Origin of the sequence: Dysgonomonas sp. PF1-14 (assembly GCF_029892965.1) — a bacterium.
Classification (GTDB): domain Bacteria; phylum Bacteroidota; class Bacteroidia; order Bacteroidales; family Dysgonomonadaceae; genus Dysgonomonas.
The window spans coordinates 45829-67572 of sequence record NZ_JARXWN010000013.1; the positions used below are offsets into that span (position 1 = coordinate 45829).

Sequence of the window (21744 nt, forward strand, 5' to 3'; positions counted from 1 at the left end):
AGTTTGTTACAACCATGAAAGAGGAAACTTAATCATAGAATATTAAAAACACTTTTAAAACATTAATTAACTAAATTGGAATGATTTTATGGAAAGCACAAATCATTATTTACGGACTATAGGTCTGTTCTTCCTATTCAGCTTTATGTCCATGTGGGCATATGCGCAAACAATATCCGTACAGGGGATCGTGAAAGATCCTACAGGGGAACCCATCATCGGAGCCAGTGTAGTTGAACCTGGAACTACTAACGGTACTATGACCGATATAGATGGAAATTATTCTATTCAGGTATCATCACAAGGTAAACTTACTGTTTCATTTATCGGCTATCAGCCGCAAGCAATAGATGTTTCGGGTAGAAACCGTATTGATATTGTATTGGATGAAGATAATAAACTACTGGACGAAGTAGTTGTAATCGGCTATGGAACTCAACGAAGACAAGATGTGACCGGATCTATAGCATCAATGCGCGGAGACATAATGCGCGAGATGCAATCGAGTAATATCTCGCAATCTTTACAGGGACGTATTGCTGGAGTAGAGATGACACAAACGTCTTCCCAGCCGGGTGCAAATATGCAGATTCGTATTCGTGGTACACGTTCATTGACCGGGTCTAACGATCCTTTGATTATTCTGGATGGAATTCCATTTATGGGAAGTCTTTCCGATGTTAATCCAAATGATATCAAAAGCCTTGATATACTGAAAGATGCTTCGTCTACAGCAATTTATGGTTCGCGTGGAGCAAACGGAGTAATTATGATAAGTACGTATAAAGGTGAATCAGTGGCCTATGACAGACCTGTAGTGAATTATAATGCTTATTATGGAGTAAAAAGCCTACTAAACGAATATCCTATGATGAATGCAAGCGAATTTACTGCATGGCGTGAAGAAGCAATCAAAAATGGAGCTAGCTGGCAGTATGGAGTTGATGAGGATAAATCGCTAAACACCAATTGGCAGGATTTGGTTTTCGAGAGTGCAATGGTTACTAGCCATGACCTCAATGTATCGGGTGTTACCAAAGGTGGGGGTTATAGTTTTGGTGTTGGATACTATGATGAAACCAGTGTGCTGCCGGGGCAGGAATTTGAGCGATTCTCGTTGAGAGGAAGCTTTGATCAACAAATAGGGAGGCATTTTAAATTTGGTATCAATACGATGAACTCATATGGTATCATTGATGGAGGACAGGATAATCCGTTGGGTAGTATCCTTTCTCTTACTCCGCTTACCAATCCGTACAATACTGATGGTTCCATAAAAACAGGTGAAATGTACATCAACAATATGGATGTATATTATAATCCGATGATGATAGAGTCGTTAGGAGACAGGTGGAAAGATCGTCGCAGAACTTTTGCTTCTTACAACTCGCTTTATGGTGAGGTTATGATTATTGATGGATTGCGCTATCGTTTGAATCTGGGGCTTAACTTCCGTCAGAATGACTATGGCAATTATAAAGGTGCTGAAACACCATTCAATGCGTCAAAAACTTCTAATGGTACAATAGAAAATGCTCAGACGACAAACTGGACAATAGAAAACCTCTTGTATTATGATAAAACCATTAATGAAAAACATAAAATAGGATTGGTAGCTATGTATTCGGCTGAACAAACAGAAAGTAGTGTTTCTAATGCTTATGCAGAAGATATTACTTCAGATGCTGTTCAACACTATAATTTTGGTTTGCTGGGTGATAATGGTAAGGTTACTTTCGATCCAGAAAAACAGATTTACTATAAGAGAGGCCTGCTGTCTGCAATGTTTCGTGCAATGTATTCATATGACGATAAGTATATGCTGACCGCGACTCTTCGTACCGATGGGTCTTCTGTATTATCCGATGGACACAAATGGCATACTTATCCCGCTGTTTCGGCAGGCTGGAACATTACGGGAGAAGATTTTATGAAAGATGTGAAATGGCTCGACTTCCTAAAACTAAGAATTGGTTACGGACAAACTTCAAATCAGGCAATTCAACCATACCAAACTCTTGGGGGGCTGAGCACTAACTATTATAATTTCGGAGACCGGAATGTAAGTGGTTATTATGTTTCTACCCTTCCAAATTACAGTTTAGGCTGGGAATATTCTACAACATGGAATTACGGTATTGATTTTACATTATTCAATCACCGTTTGTCAGGAACATTTGAGTATTATACCCAAAACACTCATGATGTGCTTGTCGCTCAGAGCCTGCCCCAATCTTCTGGTGTTACAGGTACTTTCATGACAAATATGGGTGAAACACGTAACAGAGGAGTCGAGTTGTCATTGAATGCTACAATACTGAAAGATTATAATGGCTGGAACTGGGATGTAGGTTTCAATGTCTATGCTAATAGAAATAAGATATTGTCTCTTGCCAGCGGACAGTTATATGATAAAGGAAATGGCTGGTTTGTAGGGCAGCCGATTGATGCTATCTACGATTTTAAGAAAATTGGTATCTGGCAACAGGGAGAAGAGAACGAAGTCGTAAAATATGAAGGCTCTACTGGTCAGGTAGGTATGATAAAGATAGAATATACGGGAGACTATGATGCAAATGGTAACCCAATACGCCAAATACAGCAGGGAACTACCCTTGATGATGACGACCGTCAGATATTAGGGTCGATAGAGCCTGATTTTCAGGGCGGTTTCAATACACGTGTGGGATATAAAGGATTTGACCTCAGTATCATTGGAAGCTATAAAAGCGGAGGACTGCTTGTCAGCTCGTTACATTCACAAACAAGTTATCTGAATATGAACAGCGGACGACGAGGACAGATACAAATAGATTACTGGACACAGGACAATCCTACAAATGCCTATCCGAAACCTTATGGGCCGGAGGTGACCAACAACCCTAAATATGCAAGTACATTGTCTTACTTTGATGCTTCGTATGTGAAAATAACAAATATTACTTTAGGATATAATTTCTCGGGTAAATGGATGCAAAAGCTAGGTGTGAACAAGCTGAGAGTATATGCAACAGTTCAGAATCCGTTCATTTTTGCATCGGATTATTATTCTGAAACAGGACTGGATCCTCAGCCCAATGCTGATGGAGGAAATGGCTCTACGCAGGCTGTAGCTTCAAACTCTGTCCTACCATCGCGTATTGCAGTTGTAGGTTATAATACGCCGGCAACACGCAACTATCTGTTCGGATTAAATGTATCATTCTAATTATTGACAATATATCAAAAATATATGTTATGAAAAATATTTTTTCTTTTATTATAATTGCGGTACTTCTTCTGAGCTATTCGTGTTCGGATGTTTTAGATGAACAACCCCGCTCAGAAATAACTCCTGAGTTTTTTTCTACGAAACAAGGTATTGAAAAAGGACTTTCTTCTGTGTATTCACAATTGCGTTGGATTTATGGCCCTGCGGGTATGATGTATCTAGCTGTAGGAGGTACAGACGAGGCTACCTATGGTGATAATAAAGATGGCTATGGTCTGGATTTGGACGCATACAATATCAATTCCGGTAATGGCGGATTGCCCACAGTATGGAACAATACTTTCCCGGCTATCAATACATGTAATGCCATTATAGAGAAAGGCTCCGAAGCAGGAGTTGATGCAGCACTGATTGCCGAAGCAAAATTCTTTCGTGCTTTCAACTATTTTTTACTCGTAACTACCTTTGGCGATGCTCCTCTCGATTTGGGTTCAGGTGAATTGATGTTCAATACGACTCCATCCCGTCTTTCATCCCGTAATTCGGTAGAGGATGTATATACAAAAACTATTCTACCCGATTTAGAAGCCGCAGTGTCAGAGCTTCCTGCTACACCACGTGTAACCAGCGCAACTAACAAGATCGCAGCACAACACTTTCTGGCAAAAGCTTACCTGACATACGCATGGTGGCTCGAACGCAACGGTAAAACTGATCCGAATGGTAAAACAACAGCAGAATATTTTCAGTTAGCTTATGATGTAGCGATAAATGCAATAAAAACACCTGCTCCTTTTGGTTTACAAGCTACATTTTGGGATGTAAATGTTGCATCCAACGATTATAATAGCGAGATACTATTTTGTGCCGATCATACATCTACAGACTATGTATATGACGAAAGTACGTCAAATAGCTGGGGGGCAAATGCCAGTGATAACCTGAAATCTAATCGCTCCAACTTTGTTATGGCTTCGGACTTCGAACTGGCTGTAAACGGTAATAAGTTTATTTATCGTCAGGCAGTACAGGACTTAGGACGTCCTTGGCGCCTGCTGGTTCCTACTCACGAAGTGTTTACCAAGACATTTCCTGCAGTAGATAGAGAAATAGATACCCGCTTCAACGGAACGTTTGTTACAGTGTTTCGTTCCAATTATCAGGGACGCGAAGCTTATAATGGTACTATTCTTACCGGAATGAATAATATAAACATACTCGATGGCGATACTGTATTTTACTTCCCTGCTACTGATGTAGACAAAAATAAGTTGCTGTTGGAATCTACAGGTAAGTTCGGATATTATTCCAATAAGGCTTACGGCGTATGGACTCCGTCTATGATAACAAGGCATAACTATCCTTCAGTATGGAAATTCGGGCCTTACAGAGACGATCATTTACCGGATGGCGCATTGAAGAATGACGCTTCATCACGTCCGTTCCCGATAGCTAAATTATCCGAAACATACCTGATAGCAGCTGAGGCTGCTGTTAAAGGAGCAAACACACAGGCTGGTTATTCGGCGAGAGATTTGGTAAATGTAATCCGTAAAAGAGCAGGTATGCCTAATAATGGCGGTGCAATGGTTACTGCTACGCCGGCTATTATCACAATTGATTATATATTGATGGAACGCTCACGCGAGTTATATGCTGAAAACCTGCGTTGGTATGACCTTACACGTACAGGAAAGCTCGAGGAATACGCAAAAACATATACAATGTGTGAAGCATATAGCTTTGAAGCGAAAAGTTATACTCGTCCAATCGAGAAAAAACATTATTTGCGTCCGATTCCGGCAGGTCAGTTCGATAATCTGGATAATAGTGATGAAGAAAAGACCAACTATCAGAATCCGGGTTATTGATTAGTAATGAAATAAATTTTTAGTAAAAATACTTCACTGTTATTTCGAATGAAGTGAAATTTTTTTAAGATTCTTCACTTCATTCGAAATGACAAAATGAAAAAAATATTAAATAACTCTTCCAACCTTATAACTAAAACGAGATGAAAAAAATCAATGTAATTTTAATTTGCCTTATAGCTTTGTCTTCACTCCTGTGTGCACAGAGTACCAGTCCCCATTTGACGAAGAAGGGTACAGCTACCCAGCTTATTGTCGGAGGGAAGCCATATCTCATTCTTGGCGGCGAACTGGGTAATTCTACAGGCTCTTCACTCGAAGATATGCGGCAGGTTTGCGCCAAACTCGAAAAAATGCAGCTGAACACGATTCTTGTTCCTGCATATTGGGATTTGGTAGAACCCGAAGAAGGTAAATTTGATTTTACGTTGATTGACGGTACAATAGAATTAGCACGCAAACACAATCTTAAGGTAGTCTTTCTGTGGTTTGGTGCATGGAAAAATTCTATGAGTTGTTATGCTCCTCTATGGTTTAAACAAGATTATAAGAAATATCCGCGCGCATATACCAAAGCGGGTAAACCACTCGAAATAGCCAGTTCATTTTCCGAAAATGTGTGCCAGGCAGACAACCGTGCTTTCTCTCAACTGATGAAACATATTGCAGCAGTTGACAAAGAGGATGGAACTGTGATTATGGTACAGATAGAAAATGAAATCGGCATGCTCGAAGATGCCCGCGACTATTCCAACGAAGCTAATGCTTTGTTCAAGAAACAAGTTCCCGAAACATTAATGGATTATCTTTCCAAAAACAAGAAAGACCTGCATGTATGGCTACTCGAAAAGTGGGAGAGACAAGGCGCAAAAACAAAAGGCAACTGGCAGGAGGTTTTTGGAAATGATGCGTACACCGACGAAATATTCATGGCTTGGTCGTATGCGCAATATGTAGAGAAACTGGCGCAATCGGCACGTTCGATTTACAATATACCATTGTTTGTAAATGCTGCGATGAATAGTCGTGGACGTAAGCCGGGTGAATATCCTTCAGCAGGTCCGTTAGCACATCTGATAGATATCTGGCATTGCGGAGCGCCAAGCATCGACATATTAGCACCCGATTTGTATGATAAAGGATTTACCGACTGGGTAGCCCGATACAGGCTTCACAATAACCCACTGTTTATACCCGAAGTAAGATTGGGTGATAATAACGGTGTACAGGCTTTTTATGTATTTGGCGAGCATGACGCAATCGGCTATTGTCCATTCTCGATAGAAAATGGTTCGCAAGACGCACCTTTGACTCAGGCTTATTCAAAATTGAAAGAATTAATGCCTGTCCTCACCAAATATCAAGGACAAGGACAATCGAAAGGACTTTTGTTCGATAAAGAAAATAAAGAGCGTATCATACATTACGATGACCTGAAAATAACATGTCGCCATTTTTTTACTCTTCCATGGGATTCACGTGCAACAGACGGCAGCCAATGGGCGGAGGGTGGAGGTATTATACTTCGTCTGGCAAAGAATGAATACATTGTTGCAGGTAGTGGTATTGTGATCGAGTTTGAAAAAGAAGGAGAGAAAAAAAACATTGAAACGAAAACCTTGGGAGAAGACGGTTTCATTAGTCAAGGTGGACAAAAAACAGAACAAACCATATGGAGCGGTAGCCTCAGGGCAGGGATTGGCACTGTGGATGAAATCAGTATAAACGAAAAGGGAGAATTTTCTTACATCCGCCGTCTCAATGGAGATCAGACGCATCAGGGACGTCATGTTCGCATCGGAGTCGACGATTTTAGCATTCTTCATGTAAAACTATACGAATATAAATAATGAAAAACCGGCATCTGACACATTTATTTCTGGCCATTGCATTATGCCTTAGTATTAAGACATCTGCAACGGACAAGTTTGTAACATTTCATAAAGAAACATCATCATTCTGCTTGTTTTCAGAAAACGAAGCAGCCTCTGTAATGACTGACGATCAGGATTACAAAGGAGTCCTGCGTGCAGCAGGAGATTTGCGGAAAGACATCGCAAAAGTAACCGGAACTTTACCCGACAGAGGTAAAGGAAAATATACAATTATCATAGGTACAGCAGGTAAGTCAGCAATAATAGACCAGTTGATAAAAGATAACAAAATAGAAGCGAATGACATTCTGGGTAAGAATGAAAAATATATAATCAAGACAATAGACAATCCTATCGAAGGTGTTGGTCAGGCATTAGTGATTGCAGGAAGCGACAAGCGCGGAACTATCTACGGCATATACGAGCTGTCTGCTCAGATCGGGGTTTCCCCTTGGTATTACTGGGCTGACGTTCCTGTCGAAAAGCAAAAGGAAATATTCATCAAGTCGGGTACTTATACCGATGGAGAACCGGCAGTAACGTATCGTGGTATTTTCCTGAATGATGAATGGCCTTCGCTTGGGGGTTGGGCAGGTGCTACATTCGGCGATTTCAACCATAAGTTCTACGAAAAAGTCTTCGAACTGATACTTCGTCTCAAAGGCAACTTCCTCTGGCCTGCCATGTGGGGGAGCGCTTTCTATGACGATGACCCGCAAAACGGAGTTCTGGCTGATGAAATGGGTATTGTAATGAGCACATCGCACCATGAACCAATGGCAATGGCTCAGCAGGACTGGCATCGATATACAAAAAGAAATAATCTTTCGAAGCAATGGGACTACACTAAAAACACCAAAATCTTGCAGGACTCCTGGCGTTTTGGTATAGAACGCGCAAAGAATTGGGAGAAAGTAGTAACCGTAGGCATGCGCGGTGATGGTGATGAAGCCATGGAAGAAGGAACTAATATTGCTTTGCTGGAGAAAATAGTAAAAGACCAGCGAAATATCATCAAAGAAGTAACGGGCAAGAAACCTGAAGAAACCCCGCAAGTGTGGGCATTATACAAAGAGGTGCAGGATTATTATGACAATGGTATGCGTGTACCTGACGATGTCACCCTTCTTCTCTGTGACGACAACTGGGGCAATGTTCGCAAACTTCCGGATTTAAATGCAAAACCACGCAAAGGAGGTTATGGTATGTATTATCATTTCGATTATGTAGGCGCACCACGAAACTCTAAGTGGGTTAACATAAGTCCTGTACAACGTGTTTGGGAACAGATGAACCTGACCTATCAGTATGGAGTGGATAAGATATGGATAGTCAATGTAGGCGATCTCAAGCCAATGGAATACCCTATCAGCTTCTTCCTCGATATGGCATGGAATCCGAACCGTTTTAATGCAAAGAATTTGCTCGATCATACCGAACAATGGTGTGCACAGCAATTCGGAGAAAAATATGCAAAAGAGTCGGCACGCATTATAAACCTATATACGAAATACAACCGCAGAGTAACACCGGAGTTGCTGAACGAAAACACTTACAGCATCGAAAACTATAACGAGTTCGAAACCGTAGTGAACGATTACCGCGATCTGGTAGTAGATGCCATGCGCCTGTATTATCTGATACCCGACAGCAATAAAGATGCTTTCGATCAGTTGGTACTATTCCCTGTCAATGCCTGCTCCAATCTGTATGAAATGTACTATGCTGTGGCAAAGAATCGCGAATATGCGGCAAAAGGTGATATGAAAGCAAACGAATGGGCTGATAAGGCAAAAGAATGCTTCGAGCGTGATTCGTTATTGACAGTTCATTACAATGAGGATATTGCCGAAGGCAAATGGGCTCATATGATGGATCAGGTACGTATCGGTTACACATCGTGGCAACAACCTGATAAGAGTATTATGCCGAAGGTGGAATACCTGATGCAGACAATGATTTATAAAGAAAAAGTATTTGCCGAATCGGACGGTTATGTATCTGTAGAAGCGGAGAACTTTACACGTCAGAACAACTCGTCCAATATTTCATGGACAGTAATTCCTCACTTGGGAAAAACGCTTTCGGGAATCACTACCATGCCTGTAACTGCCAGCCCCGAAAATGAAAATACATATCTTGAGTATGATGTAGAACTGAATACTACAGGTGAAGCAAGGCTTATTGTTCTGGTTTCGCCGACATTGAACTTCAATTCAAATAAAGGTTTACGTTATGCTGTATCTATAGACCGAGGAAAAGAACAAGTCGTAAATATAAACGGTCATTATCGTGGCGAGCTGGGCGAGTGGCAAGCCAATAGTATTATTGAAACTTCTACAACGCACCCGATAGACAAGGCAGGGCGTCATACGATTCGTTTCCGTCCACTCGATCAGGGAATTGTATTACAAAAAATAATGCTGGATATGGGCGGATTAAAACCTAGTTATCTGGGTGCTCCTCAAAGCGAATTTGCAAACTAAAAATAAACTATCGTATGAAACAGAGAAGAATATATACTACACTCATCCTGCTTGCAGCATTATTGTTGTCTGTTACATTAGGTATTCAGGCTACAGTGAAATTACCCCGCCTGATCGGCGATGGTATGGTATTGCAGCGCGATATCCCTTTGCAGCTTTGGGGGAGGGCATCACCTGGCGAGACGGTTACCATAAAATTTATGGATAAATCTTATCAGACAAAAGCCGATAAGAACGGAGATTGGAAGGTTACATTACCTGCTCAGAATGCAGGTGGCCCTTACACGATACAAATAAATGACATACAGATAAATGATGTGTTGATTGGTGATGTGTGGCTTTGTTCGGGACAATCGAATGCGGAACTTCCTATCCGTCGTGTACTTGACTTATACGCAGATGAAGTAAAGCAGATCAACAATACACAAATCAGACAATTTCGGGTGCCGCTGCACTACAACTTCAATAAAGAGGAAACCGATGTACAAGGCGGAGAATGGAAATCGGCAACGCAAGCTAATATCCTCGATTTTTCGGCAACCGCTTATTTTTTCGCTAAAGACCTTTACGACCGCTACGGTGTGCCTGTAGGCATTATAAATACAGGAGTAGGAGGTTCTCCGGCTGAGGCATGGGTAAGCAGGGAAGGACTAAAAGATTACCCTCATTATCTCGAAGCTGCCCGTATATGTGCCAATCAGACTTATATAGACAGTGTGCGCAATACCGAATCGCAGCGTAATAATCAGTGGCATTCTATTCTGAATAAGGAAGATAAAGGTATCGGTAAATGGAATAAAGAAGCGGTTGATGTCTCTGATTGGGGACAGATATCATTACCCGGATACTGGGCTGATAAAGGTGTCGGACAGGTAAACGGCTCATTGTGGTTCCGCAAAGATTTTGACGTTACGGCATCCATGACAGGTAAACAGGGTGTTTTGCGTCTGGGTTGTATAGTCGATGCCGATTCAGCCTTCATCAACGGTACATTCGTAGGAACAGTTTCTTATCAATACCCTCCGCGTATTTATGATATCCCGGCAGGACTGTTGAAGGAAGGAAAGAATAATGTTACGATAAGAGTGATAAGCAATGGCGGAAGAGGCGGTTTTGTAGAAGAGAAGCCATATAAGATAATTGTAGGTGAAGAGTCTGTAGATCTTACAGGCGACTGGTACTACAAGATAGGCGCAAAGATCTCTCCTGCAGGTTCACAAACATTCTTTCAGTATAAACCGATGGGATTGTACAACGGAATGATTGCTCCGCTGAAAAACTATGGTCTGAAAGGCTTCCTGTGGTATCAGGGTGAGGCTAATACAGGGAAAGCAAAGGAGTATGAAGCCCTTCTGACGAATCTGATCTACGATTGGAGAGCGAAATGGAACAATCTGCAAATGCCGTTTATCTATGCACAGTTGCCAAACTTTATGAAAGCACGTAAAACTCCGTCCGAAAGCGGATGGGCAGAGTTGCGGGAAGCACAGCGGCAAACGCTTAAGACCTTATATACCGGCATGGCGGTAACTATAGATGCCGGAGAATGGAACGATATTCATCCATTGAATAAGAAAACAGTGGGGCAGCGTCTTGCTCTCGAAGCTTGTCGCGTAGCATATAAGGATAATGGAATAGTGAGTACAGGGCCCGTATATGAAAGCACACAAGTAGAAGGAAACAGTCTCATCCTTACTTTTTCGTCCGTTGGTTCAGGTCTGTATGCCAATTCCGATCTGGGAGGCTTTGCCATAGCCGGAGCAGATAAAAAATATGTATGGGCATATGCGGTTGTCCTGAGCAAAAACAAGGTACGAGTGTGGAATAATAACATTAAGAATCCTGTATATGTAAGGTATGCTTGGGCAGACAACCCTGAAGGATCAAACCTGCGCAATAAAGAAGGACTACCGGCATCACCCTTTCAGGCAGAGTTTTCGGATACCATTAAAGTCAACAGTATAGGCATACACGATGGGTATAACTATGAACTTTGGCACGACAGGGGAAATGTAAGCATGGTGTTGAAAAAAGACGGTGCTTTCGCGTGTAAATGGGGCAGTATCAACAATGCACTGTTCCGTACAGGTAAAAAATTCGACGTGACAAAAACGCATGAGCAAATAGGTGACATTTCTCTTAGCTTCGACAGCGATTACAAACCGGTCGGCAATTCTTACTTATGCGTTTACGGTTGGTCGATAGATCCCCTTGTTGAGTTCTATGTAGTAGAAGCTTGGGGAACATGGCGTCCGCCGGGAGCTAAAAGTAAGGGAACTGTCAAAATTGATGGTGGTACGTACGATATATACGAAACTACACGTGTAGAGCAGCCTTCCATTCTGGGCAATACTACTTTCAAGCAATATTGGAGTGTTCGTACCGATAAGAAGACCAAAGGAACCATATCTGTGAGCAAGCATTTCGAAGCATGGGAAAAGATGGGCATGAAACTTGGCAAAATATACGAGGTTGCATTATGTGTCGAAGGCTATCAGAGTGAAGGGACAGCCGATATCTATAATTATGTGCTGACCGTAGGCGATACTGCCACGAAAAAATAATGAGGTATTGTAGTTTCATAGTTTCAGGCAGAATAATAAGAATAGAATAATAAAAAATATCAGACAATGGAATCAACACTAAACGTAAATACCGAATCGAAAGGCTTTTACAAACTATCGTGGTTGCAACGCATTGGATTCGGTTCGGGCGACTTGGCTCAGAACCTTATTTATCAAACCGTTGCACAATACCTTCTTATCTTTTACACAAATGTTTTTGGCCTTCCGGCAGCAACGGCGGCCATTATGTTTCTTATAGTTCGTTTAGTAGATGTTGTCTGGGATCCTTTGGTAGGGGCATTTGTAGATAAACACAATCCTAAACTCGGCAAATATCGTTCTTATCTCGTTTTGGGAGGTATCCCGCTGACAGGCTTTGCCATTCTTTGTTTCTGGAATGGTTTCTCGGGTTCATTGGTTTATGCCTATATCACCTATGTTGGTTTGTCGATGTGCTATACGCTGATAAATGTACCTTACGGAGCATTGAATGCCTCACTTACACGCGATACGGACGAAATCACAAAGCTTACGTCTACCCGTATGTTCCTAGCCAATCTTGGTGGTCTGGCAGTAGCTTATGGCATTCCTATTATAGTAAAGTCACTTTCTCCCGATGGAAAGATAAATTCGCCGGAAGCAGGAAATGCCTGGTTCATTACTATGACTATTTATGCCCTTTCAGGTTTGGCTCTGTTGATTTTCTGTTATACCCAGACTAAAGAACGAGTTGTGATGGACGAGAAAGATACATCAGCAGTGAAGGTTTCTGACCTGTGGATGGAGTTTAAGCACAACCGTCCTTTACGTATTCTGGCATTCTTCTTTATCACAGCCTTTGCTATGATGGCAATCGGCAACTCGGCTGGGTCTTACTATATGATCTATAACGTACAGGCGCCCGACTGGCTGCCATACTTTGCAGCACTCGGATCTATTCCTGCATTTATCTTTATGCCGATGGTACCCGCTATAAAAAAGGCCATAGGCAAAAAGCAGATGTTTTATGTGTTTCTTACCATCGCCATTCTGGGTATGGCTATGCTCTATGTGATTTCTGTAGTTCCCGCCCTTAAAACACAGGTGTGGTTAGTCCTTGTGGCACAGTTTGTAAAATCGACAGGTGTGATCGTAGCAACAGGATATATGTGGGCGTTAGTTCCCGAAGTAATCTCTTATGGAGAGCACACTACCGGAAAAAGAATCTCAGGAATAGTAAATGCCCTGACCGGAATATTCTTCAAGGCCGGAATGGCTTTGGGTGGAGTAGTACCCGGTTTTGTACTTGCCTTTGTCGATTTCGACGAAAAGAATGCTGTTACACAATCGGCTTTTGCACAACAGGGTATCTTATGGCTTGTAGCTGTAATTCCGGCAATACTGCTCCTGTTGGCTATGTTCATTATCTCGAAGTATGAGCTCGAAGATGATGTGATCGACAAGATAAACAGAGAGATAGAAGAAAGGCATTTGAATAAGTAATAACAAATCAATAAATATATCAGATTATGAAAAGATTTATTATCCCTGTTCTGTGTATGGCTCTTATCGGTTGTAGCCAGACAACGAAAACAGGTGAGGCAAAAGAACCCACGTTAAAAGAAGCTTTCAAAGACAAGTTTCTGATTGGTACAGCTTTGAACGTCGATCAGATACAAGGAAAAGATACGGCGGCTGTCAATGTCGTAAAAGCTCAGTTTAGTACCATAGTTGCCGAGAATTGTATGAAAAGTATGTTTCTGCAACCAAAAGAAGGAGAATTCTTTTTCGATGATGCCGATAAGTTTATGGAACTCGGCGAAAAAAACAATATGGTTATTACAGGACACTGTCTGATATGGCATTCACAGGCTCCCGGATGGTTGTTCACAGACGATAAAGGGAAAAATGTATCGCCGGAAATACTTAAAGAACGCATGAAAACCCATATAACGACAGTTGTATCCCGTTATAAAGGTCGCATAAAAGGCTGGGATGTGGTTAATGAAGCAATAATGGAAGACGGCTCGTACCGCAAAAGCAAGTTTTATGAAATACTGGGAGAAGAGTTTATACCTCTGGCTTTCCAGTATGCACATGAGGCCGATCCTGATGCTGAATTGTATTACAACGACTATAACGAATGGCATGTAGGTAAGCAGAACGCTATAGTCAATCTGGTAAAATCACTAAAGGAGAAAGGCTTGCGGATAGATGGTATAGGCATGCAGGGGCATATCGGGATGGATTTTCCGACATTAGAGGAATACAAGGCAGCTATAGAAACTTATACCGGTACAGGTTTGAAAGTAATGATCACAGAGTTCGATATGAGTGCATTGCCTTCCCCGCGCAAGAATGTAGGGGCTAATATTGCCGATACGGAAAGTTACAATCAGGAGATGAATCCTTACACAACAGGCTTGCCTGACTCTGTAGCAACGGCGTGGGATAAGCGCATGGCAGAATTTTTCGCCCTTTTCCTGGAGAATAAAGATAAGGTTGCCCGCGTCACTATGTGGGGTGTAGCCGATGGTAACTCGTGGAAAAATGATTTCCCGATGGCAGGGCGTACCGATTATCCATTGCTTTTCGATCGTGAATATAAAGCAAAACCGATTGTACAGGAGTTGATCCAGATGGCTGAAACAGATAGCAATAAAAAATAATAAACGCGTAACTTGTAACTGCCCGTAGGGCGAAGTAACTAAAAAAACACAACAATGAAAAAAGCAAAATATCTATTTCCGAAAGACTATATGGCTGATCCTTCGGTACACGTATTCGAGGGTAAAATATACATTTATCCGTCACACGACTGGGAAAGCGAGGTGCCTGAAAATGATAACGGAGACCACTTCAATATGAAAGACTATCACGTTTTCTCTCTTGATGATGTAGAAAACGGAGAGGTCACAGATCATGGTGTCGTGTTAGCTGTTGAAGACATACCTTGGGCTGGCCGTCAGCTATGGGATTGCGATGTGGCTTTCCGCAACGGCAAATATTATATGTACTTTCCGTTGAAAGACAGGAACGATATTTTCCGACTGGGTGTAGCTATCAGCGACAAACCTTATGGACCTTTTATTCCTCAGGAGAATCCGATAAAGGGAAGTTACAGTATAGACCCTGCTGTGCTGGATGATGGAGACGGAAACTTTTATATGTACTTCGGCGGACTTTGGGGCGGACAACTTCAACGCTATCGTAACAACAAAGCCCTGGAATGTGCCCATTTGCCCGAAGGTGATGAACTTGCTCTTTGTGGTAAGATCGTACGCCTGAGTGACGATATGCTGGATTTTGCAGAAGAACCCAAAGATGTGGTTATTCTGGATGAAAACGGGAAACCGCTTCTGGGAAGTGATACCGAAAGACGTTTCTTTGAGGCTTCATGGGTACATAAGTACAAAGGAAAATACTATTATTCATATTCTACGGGAGATACCCATCGCATCTGTTATGCTATCGGAGACAACCCTTACGGGCCATTTACATACAAGGGGGTAATCCTTACGCCGGTAATAGGATGGACGACTCATCACAGTATTGTGGAATATAAAGGTAAATGGTACTTGTTTCACCACGATTCCGCTCCTTCGGCTGGGCGCACATGGTTACGCAGTATGAAGGTTATAGAACTTGAATATAATGAGGACGGAACAATAAAGACAATAGAAGGACTAGCAGAATAAAAACTTATGACTCCATTCAGAATAGCGATAATAGGAACGGGCTGGATTGCCGAGAAAATGGCAATAACAGTCGCCGGAATGCAGGATGTAGAAATCTATGCAGTTGTTTCACGCACGATGGAGAGGGCACAAAGCTTTGCCGGACAATGGAATATAAAGCAGAGCTTTGATTCGATCGGCAAAATGCTCGATGATGAGAATGTCGATTTGGTTTATATTGCAACTCCGCATTCAAATCACTATGAGGAAGCACGTATCTGTTTGTTGAAAGAAAAGCCTGTCCTGTGCGAAAAAGCATTTACTGCAACAGCGTGGCAGACCGAAGAGTTATTGCAAATAGCGAAGGAGCGGAATGTTTTTATAACCGAAGCTATCTGGACGCGATATATGCCACTGTCGAAAACCATAAATGAAATTATTGAGAGCGGAGTGATTGGTAAACCTGTATATCTGTCAGCGAATCTCGGCTATCCGAATTACAGGATGGAGCGAATGACAAATCCCGATCTGGCCGGAGGAGCATTACTCGATCTTGGGGTTTATCCGATCAACTTTGCATCTATGATTTTAGGTGCTGATATTGAACATATAACCTCGACCTGTACACTGATGAACACCGGAGTAGATGGTCAGAACAGTATTACGATAACTTATGCAGGAGGTGGAATGGCTGTTCTGAGCAGTACACTTTATGCGAAGACCGACAGGCAGGGGCTTGTTGCCGGCGAAAATGGATATATCATTGTCGAAAATATAAATAATCCTCAGAAGGTGATGGTTGTAGGATCGGATTATCAAATCCTTTCGCAATACGATTGCCCTCCTCAGATAACCGGATACGAATATCAGGTCTATGCTTCGATAGAGGCAATCCGTAACGGGTGGATAGAATCTCCCTTTATGCCGCATACAGAAACATTGCGAATAATGAAGCTGATGGACGGATTAAGAAAATCGTGGGGGGTGAAATATCCATCCGACAGAGATTAGTTAACTTATTCTATTATCTTTAGTATCTGATAAATATAAATAATATGAAGAAAAATATAATCTTATTTTTAATTGCTTTAGTATATCTATTGCCTTTGCACGCTGAGGACGGAAGCCGTCTCTGGTTACCCCGAACGGAAAATAAAGTAGAGGTTAAAGTAACGGCGAATAAGAAAAGTGCGGTTCTTAATACTGCACTCGAGGAGTTGAAAAACTACTGGCAAGGCGGAGCCGTTACATTGAATATACAAAACGCAGCAGAGCTTCGTCAACTTGGTAATGACGGGTTTACAATCAAAGGTAATAAGGATAATCAGATAACGATTAGCTCATTATCCGAAAGGGGAATACTTTACGGAGCTTATCATCTGTTGCGATTGCAGGAAACAAAAGCTATAAACGGGGAAATCTCTGTCAGTGAATCTCCAAAATATGATGTGCGTATCCTCAACCATTGGGATAATCTGGATGGCACTATCGAGCGCGGTTATGCCGGCTATTCGTTGTGGAAATGGGACGAACTGCCAAATACATTATCTCCCCGTTACAAGGAGTATGCAAGGGCAAACGCTTCGATTGGAATCAATGCTACAGTATTGAATAATGTAAATGCTTCTCCACAGATATTGACAAGCGAATATCTGGAGAAAGTAAAAGCACTTGCAGATGTATTTCGTCCTTATGGTATAAAGGTATATTTATCAGTCAATTTTTCATCGCCAAAAGTGTTGGGCGGTCTGGAAAATTCCGATCCGATGAATACCGAAGTGCAGAAGTGGTGGAAAGATAAGGCAAAAGAGGTTTATACGCTGATCCCCGATTTCGGCGGTTTTTTGGTGAAAGCCAATTCGGAAGGGCAGCCCGGTCCGCAGGATTACGGACGCACACATGCCGATGGTGCAAATATGCTTGCCGATGTGCTGAAACCATATAATGGTATTGTCATGTGGCGTGCGTTTGTATATAACCCAAGTAAAGAAGATAGGGCAAAGCAGGCATATATGGAGTTTGTTCCGTTAGACGGACAATTTCGTGATAATGTAATAATACAGATAAAGAACGGACCTATCGACTTTCAGCCACGCGAACCATTCAATCCGTTATTCGGTGCTTTGAAGCAAACACCCGAAATGGTCGAATTTCAGATAACACAGGAATATCTCGGTTTTTCTAATCATTTAGCATACTTAGCTCCTTTATTTAAAGAAACACTGGATAGTGATACATACTCGGACGGCAAAGGCTCTACTGTTGCTAAAATAACAGACGGAACTTTGCGAAAACAGAAGTTTACTGCAATTTCGGCAGTAGCTAATATCGGAGAAGATACCAACTGGTGCGGACATCACTTTGCACAAGCTAACTGGTATGCTTTCGGCCGTTTGGCATGGAATCACGAATTGTCATCTGAGCAAATTGCAGACGAATGGCTTAAGATGACCTTTACAGATAGTGAAGAATTTGTTTTTCCGGTAAAGTATATGATGCTAAGTTCGAGAGAGACCGTTGTAGATTATATGATGCCATTGGGGCTTCATCACATTTTTGCCGAGAACCATCATTACGGGCCTCAGCCATGGCTGTCGGAAGCAGGGCGCGAAGACTGGACTTCGGTATATTATCACAAGGCAGATAATATCGGTTTAGGATTCGACCGTACAACAACAGGTAGTAATGCTGTATCGCAGTATTTCCCACCATTGAATGAAACTTATAATAATATAGAGACTTGTCCGGAAAATCTGTTGCTCTGGTTTCACCATGTAGCATGGGATTATAAGATGAAGGATGGAAAAACAATGTGGGATGAATTGTGCTATAAATACAACAGTGGTGTACATGAGGTTCGTGCATACCAACTGTTATGGGATAGGATGGAGCCATATGTGGATAAACAACGCTTCATGGAGGTACAATCTAAACTAAGAATACAGGCTCGCAATGCCGTTTGGTGGAAAGATGCCTGCCTGCTTTATTTTCAGACATTCTCGAAACGACATATACCATACGGTGTAGAACGTCCGGTACATGAACTGGACGATCTGAAAAAGATAAAACTGGACATGAAGCACCATAACTAGAACTGTTGGTGAGGATATGAATTTCTTTGTAGAATCTTTATCTATAAGATATATTCAGTTAACAGTGATCAGTCAACAGTTAACAAAAAGCGGTCTTTAAAAAGGATAGGAAAATGTGCAAGGTTTGTTAGTTTTTAGTTAAAAAGCGGGAGCAACTATGTAGGGGCGTAACATTTTACGCCCGATTGGCAGAAAGCGATCTTTGATAAGAACGTAAAACCTGTGAGAAATGTAAGGTTTTAGTTAAAATCATTTCTCACGCAAAGACGCGAAGACGCGAAGAAAAAGTATGACAGCTAATAGCTATAAGCTTCTGATTTTTACATACGCTTCGCTCCTGTGACCGTTGGTTGTCAGGTTTTCATTAAAAAACAATTGCCTCCTGCTTTAGCTGGAGGATGATAAAGTCGGTAAATAAAAGGCTTTAGCCGAAATGATCTTTGACTAAAGTCTTTTCTCGGGTAGCTGATAATCCACGACTTAAAAGTCGTGGCAATTGAAAAAGTTATAAAGGAGAAAAAGTGCAAAAAGTATCAACTTTGATAAGTTAATGAATTAATATAGCATATATTTAAATTATTAGGGGTAATGGAAAAAACATGGCGGTGGTTTGGTAAAAAGGATAAGATCACTTTACCTATGCTGAGGCAGATAGGGGTGGAGGGTATTGTTACAGCCCTGCACGATATTCCCAATGGGGAGGTATGGCCGTTGGATGCTATCAACGATCTGAAGAACTATATAAAAAATGCCGGACTCAGGTGGTCGGTAGTAGAAAGCCTGCCTGTAAGCGAAGCCATTAAATATGGTGGCGGTGATGCAGATAGGCTGATATCTAACTATATAGAGAGTCTTGCTAATCTGGGCGAAGCAGGGATAACGACTGTTTGCTACAACTTCATGCCTGTTATAGACTGGATACGCACCGATCTGGTATATCCTTGGGCAGATGGTACATCATCTTTGTATTTCGATAAGATACGCTTTGCATATTTCGATTGCATGATACTCAAACGTGAGAATGCCGAGAAAGACTATTCGGCAGAGGAGATGATGAAAGTTCATGCTCTGGACAAGACAATAACAGAAGCCGAGAAAGATCAGCTGATAGATACTATCATTGTTAAGACGCAGGGCTTCATCAACGGAAATATAAAAGAAGGGGATAAGAATCCTGTATCCATCTTCAAGAATCTTTTGGCATTGTATAAAGATATAGACAGAGATACGCTAAGGGAGAATATGAAGTATTTCCTGTCGCAGTTGATGCCCGTATGCGAAGAATATAATATAAGCATGTGTGTGCATCCCGACGATCCGCCTTATCAGATGCTGGGATTGCCGCGTATCGTTACCAGCGGTGAAGATATAGACTGGATACTGAATGCTGTAGACAATCCATGTAATGGATTGACATTCTGTGCCGGATCGTTAAGCTCGGGAGTGCATAACGATGTGCCGGAACTGGCTCGCCGTTTTGCATCGCGTACCCGTTTTGTACACCTGCGCAGCACTGACATCCTCGACGATGGTAACTTTATAGAAGCCCCTCACCTCGAAGGACGCGGACATTTGATAGACCTTGTACGTATCTTTGAAAAGGAGAACACTTCGTTGCCTATGCGTGTCGATCATGGCAGGCTGATGCTCGATGACGGCGACAAGGGATATAATCCGGGCTATTCATTCTATGGACGTATGTATGCCCTTGCGCAAATAGACGGGGTGATAGCCACAGTGCAAAATGAAATGGAACATAACAAACAATAATAAAATAACATTGAAATATGAACGAAATGTTTAGTATAGCAAGGAAAGTCGCTGTTATCAGCGGAGCCGGCGGTGTACTTGGAGGCAGTATTGCCAAAAGTTTTATAGAGGCAGGTGCAAAAATCGTAGCCATAGACATCCGTCAGGAACAATTAGATGCGCGTATAGCAGAGTTGACAATAGGTGGCGGGGAAGCTATAGGTATCATCGGCAATGTCCTCAATATAGAAAGCTTGCGGAAAGTAGCGAAGGAAGTTGTTGATAAATGGGGCAGGATAGACATTCTGTTGAACATCGCAGGAGGTAATACACCCGGTGGAACACTGGCTCCCGATCAGGCATTCTTCGATATGCCGGTTGCCGAATGGGAGAAGGTGACCAATCTGAATATGAACGGAACGGTTTATCCGTCGATGGTATTCGGCGAAGTGATGGCGAAGCAGAAGAGCGGTTGTATTATCAATGTTTCTTCTATGGCTGCCTATTCTGCTATAACACGAGTTCCGGGTTATTCTGCTGCAAAGACGGCTGTCAGTAATTTTACACAATGGCTGGCTACCGAAATGGCATTGAAGTACGGTGACGGCATTCGTGTAAATGCGATAGCTCCGGGCTTCTTTATCGGAGATCAGAATCGTGCGGTGCTTATCAATCCGGATGGTTCACTGACCGATCGTAGCAAAAAAGTTCTTGCTAAAACTCCGATGGGTCGCTTCGGCGACATTACGGAGCTCAACGGTGCAGTACAATTCCTGTGTAGCGATGCCGCTAAATTTATTACGGGAGTAGTATTGCCAGTAGACGGAGGTTTCAGCGCTTTTAGCGGGGTGTAATTTTACTCCCTTGATATAAGGCGGTTATTTAGTATAATATTAAAGGGACTTTCCCTCAGGTTGCGGGCTACAGGTAGTTTGTGGGAACCTATGTTGAGTAGGTTTCCTTCTATTGATTGTATATGGTCGATATTGACGATGTATGATCTGTGTACCTGTAGGAAATTATCGTATGGGAGTTCGCTCATGTGCTTCATTGTGGTATATACCGTTTTTTCGATGTGGGAGTATAGCTGATATATATAGTAAGTTCGGTAAAACTGGGACAACATTTGCTGTTTGTTCTGGGCACTTATTTGGTATAGGGAAGTCTTTAATATAAAATTCCCACTGACAGCAGATGTTTGGTATTACTGCCAGTGGGAGATTGGGTAATAAGAATAAGGG

The 21744-nt window shown here is 42.0% G+C and carries 13 protein-coding genes; 12 read left to right on the top strand and 1 reads right to left on the bottom strand.

The genetic code is table 11. The features are described from left to right. The first annotated feature begins 88 nt into the window (after positions 1–88). The 12 genes from M2448_RS14830 to M2448_RS14885 all read left to right on the top strand — a co-directional run bounded on the left by M2448_RS14830 (position 89) and on the right by M2448_RS14885 (position 21357). Positions 89–3208 carry a TonB-dependent receptor gene (locus tag M2448_RS14830; RefSeq protein WP_280647156.1) on the top strand — a complete coding sequence of 1040 codons (3120 nt, stop codon included), beginning with the start codon at positions 89–91 and terminating at the stop codon, positions 3206–3208. 29 nt (positions 3209–3237) lie between these two features. Next, positions 3238–5082 carry a RagB/SusD family nutrient uptake outer membrane protein gene (locus tag M2448_RS14835; RefSeq protein WP_280647155.1) on the top strand — a complete coding sequence of 615 codons (1845 nt, stop codon included), beginning with the start codon at positions 3238–3240 and terminating at the stop codon, positions 5080–5082. A gap of 143 nt (positions 5083–5225) precedes the next feature. Then, complete coding sequence (locus tag M2448_RS14840; RefSeq protein WP_280647154.1) at positions 5226–6932, top strand: DUF5597 domain-containing protein; 1707 nt, start codon at positions 5226–5228, stop codon at positions 6930–6932. Next, the gene (locus tag M2448_RS14845; RefSeq protein WP_280647153.1) at positions 6932–9442 is read left to right on the top strand and encodes a glycosyl hydrolase 115 family protein; all 2511 of its coding nucleotides are present in this window, start codon (positions 6932–6934) and stop codon (positions 9440–9442) included. The genes M2448_RS14840 and M2448_RS14845 overlap by 1 nt, the downstream gene beginning before the upstream one ends. Before the next feature lie 14 nt (positions 9443–9456). Beyond that, positions 9457–12006: a glycoside hydrolase family 11 protein gene (locus M2448_RS14850; protein ID WP_280647152.1), complete on the top strand. Its 2550-nt coding sequence runs from the start codon at positions 9457–9459 to the stop codon at positions 12004–12006. Between the two features lie 66 nt (positions 12007–12072). Further along, the gene (locus M2448_RS14855; protein ID WP_280647151.1) at positions 12073–13488 is read left to right on the top strand and encodes an MFS transporter; all 1416 of its coding nucleotides are present in this window, start codon (positions 12073–12075) and stop codon (positions 13486–13488) included. A gap of 26 nt (positions 13489–13514) precedes the next feature. Continuing rightward, positions 13515–14654 carry an endo-1,4-beta-xylanase gene (locus tag M2448_RS14860; RefSeq protein WP_280647150.1) on the top strand — a complete coding sequence of 380 codons (1140 nt, stop codon included), beginning with the start codon at positions 13515–13517 and terminating at the stop codon, positions 14652–14654. Between the two features lie 54 nt (positions 14655–14708). Next, complete coding sequence (locus tag M2448_RS14865; protein WP_280647149.1) at positions 14709–15683, top strand: glycoside hydrolase family 43 protein; 975 nt, start codon at positions 14709–14711, stop codon at positions 15681–15683. A gap of 6 nt (positions 15684–15689) precedes the next feature. Beyond that, positions 15690–16673, top strand: a complete 984-nt coding sequence (locus M2448_RS14870; RefSeq protein WP_280647148.1) for a Gfo/Idh/MocA family oxidoreductase — start codon at positions 15690–15692, stop codon at positions 16671–16673. A gap of 44 nt (positions 16674–16717) precedes the next feature. Next, a complete protein-coding gene (locus M2448_RS14875; RefSeq protein ID WP_280647147.1) occupies positions 16718–18754 on the top strand; it encodes an alpha-glucuronidase family glycosyl hydrolase in 2037 nt (678 codons plus the stop codon). 588 nt (positions 18755–19342) lie between these two features. Further along, the gene (gene uxuA, locus M2448_RS14880; RefSeq protein ID WP_280647146.1) at positions 19343–20524 is read left to right on the top strand and encodes a mannonate dehydratase; all 1182 of its coding nucleotides are present in this window, start codon (positions 19343–19345) and stop codon (positions 20522–20524) included. A 17-nt stretch (positions 20525–20541) separates the two neighbouring features. Then, positions 20542–21357, top strand: a complete 816-nt coding sequence (locus tag M2448_RS14885; protein WP_280647145.1) for an SDR family oxidoreductase — start codon at positions 20542–20544, stop codon at positions 21355–21357. Between the two features lie 2 nt (positions 21358–21359). On the opposite strand, the gene M2448_RS14890 is transcribed toward M2448_RS14885, so the two are convergent. After that, a complete protein-coding gene (locus tag M2448_RS14890) occupies positions 21360–21629 on the bottom strand; it encodes a LytTR family DNA-binding domain-containing protein (protein ID WP_280647144.1) in 270 nt (89 codons plus the stop codon). Between the last annotated feature and the right edge of the window lie 115 nt (positions 21630–21744).

What these genes read in the sequence shown, in the direction of transcription:
- M2448_RS14830 (WP_280647156.1), top strand. Translation starts at nt 89, where the DNA reads ATGGAAAGCACAAATCATTATTTACGGACTATAGGTCTGTTCTTCCTA.
- M2448_RS14840 (WP_280647154.1), top strand. Translation starts at nt 5,226, where the DNA reads ATGAAAAAAATCAATGTAATTTTAATTTGCCTTATAGCTTTGTCTTCA.
- M2448_RS14850 (WP_280647152.1), top strand. Translation starts at nt 9,457, where the DNA reads ATGAAACAGAGAAGAATATATACTACACTCATCCTGCTTGCAGCATTA.
- M2448_RS14875 (WP_280647147.1), top strand. Translation starts at nt 16,718, where the DNA reads ATGAAGAAAAATATAATCTTATTTTTAATTGCTTTAGTATATCTATTG.
- M2448_RS14855 (WP_280647151.1), top strand. Translation starts at nt 12,073, where the DNA reads ATGGAATCAACACTAAACGTAAATACCGAATCGAAAGGCTTTTACAAA.
- M2448_RS14870 (WP_280647148.1), top strand. Translation starts at nt 15,690, where the DNA reads ATGACTCCATTCAGAATAGCGATAATAGGAACGGGCTGGATTGCCGAG.
- uxuA (WP_280647146.1), top strand. Translation starts at nt 19,343, where the DNA reads ATGGAAAAAACATGGCGGTGGTTTGGTAAAAAGGATAAGATCACTTTA.
- M2448_RS14890 (WP_280647144.1), bottom strand. Translation starts at nt 21,629, where the DNA reads ATGTTGTCCCAGTTTTACCGAACTTACTATATATATCAGCTATACTCC.
- M2448_RS14845 (WP_280647153.1), top strand. Translation starts at nt 6,932, where the DNA reads ATGAAAAACCGGCATCTGACACATTTATTTCTGGCCATTGCATTATGC.
- M2448_RS14865 (WP_280647149.1), top strand. Translation starts at nt 14,709, where the DNA reads ATGAAAAAAGCAAAATATCTATTTCCGAAAGACTATATGGCTGATCCT.
- M2448_RS14885 (WP_280647145.1), top strand. Translation starts at nt 20,542, where the DNA reads ATGAACGAAATGTTTAGTATAGCAAGGAAAGTCGCTGTTATCAGCGGA.
- M2448_RS14835 (WP_280647155.1), top strand. Translation starts at nt 3,238, where the DNA reads ATGAAAAATATTTTTTCTTTTATTATAATTGCGGTACTTCTTCTGAGC.
- M2448_RS14860 (WP_280647150.1), top strand. Translation starts at nt 13,515, where the DNA reads ATGAAAAGATTTATTATCCCTGTTCTGTGTATGGCTCTTATCGGTTGT.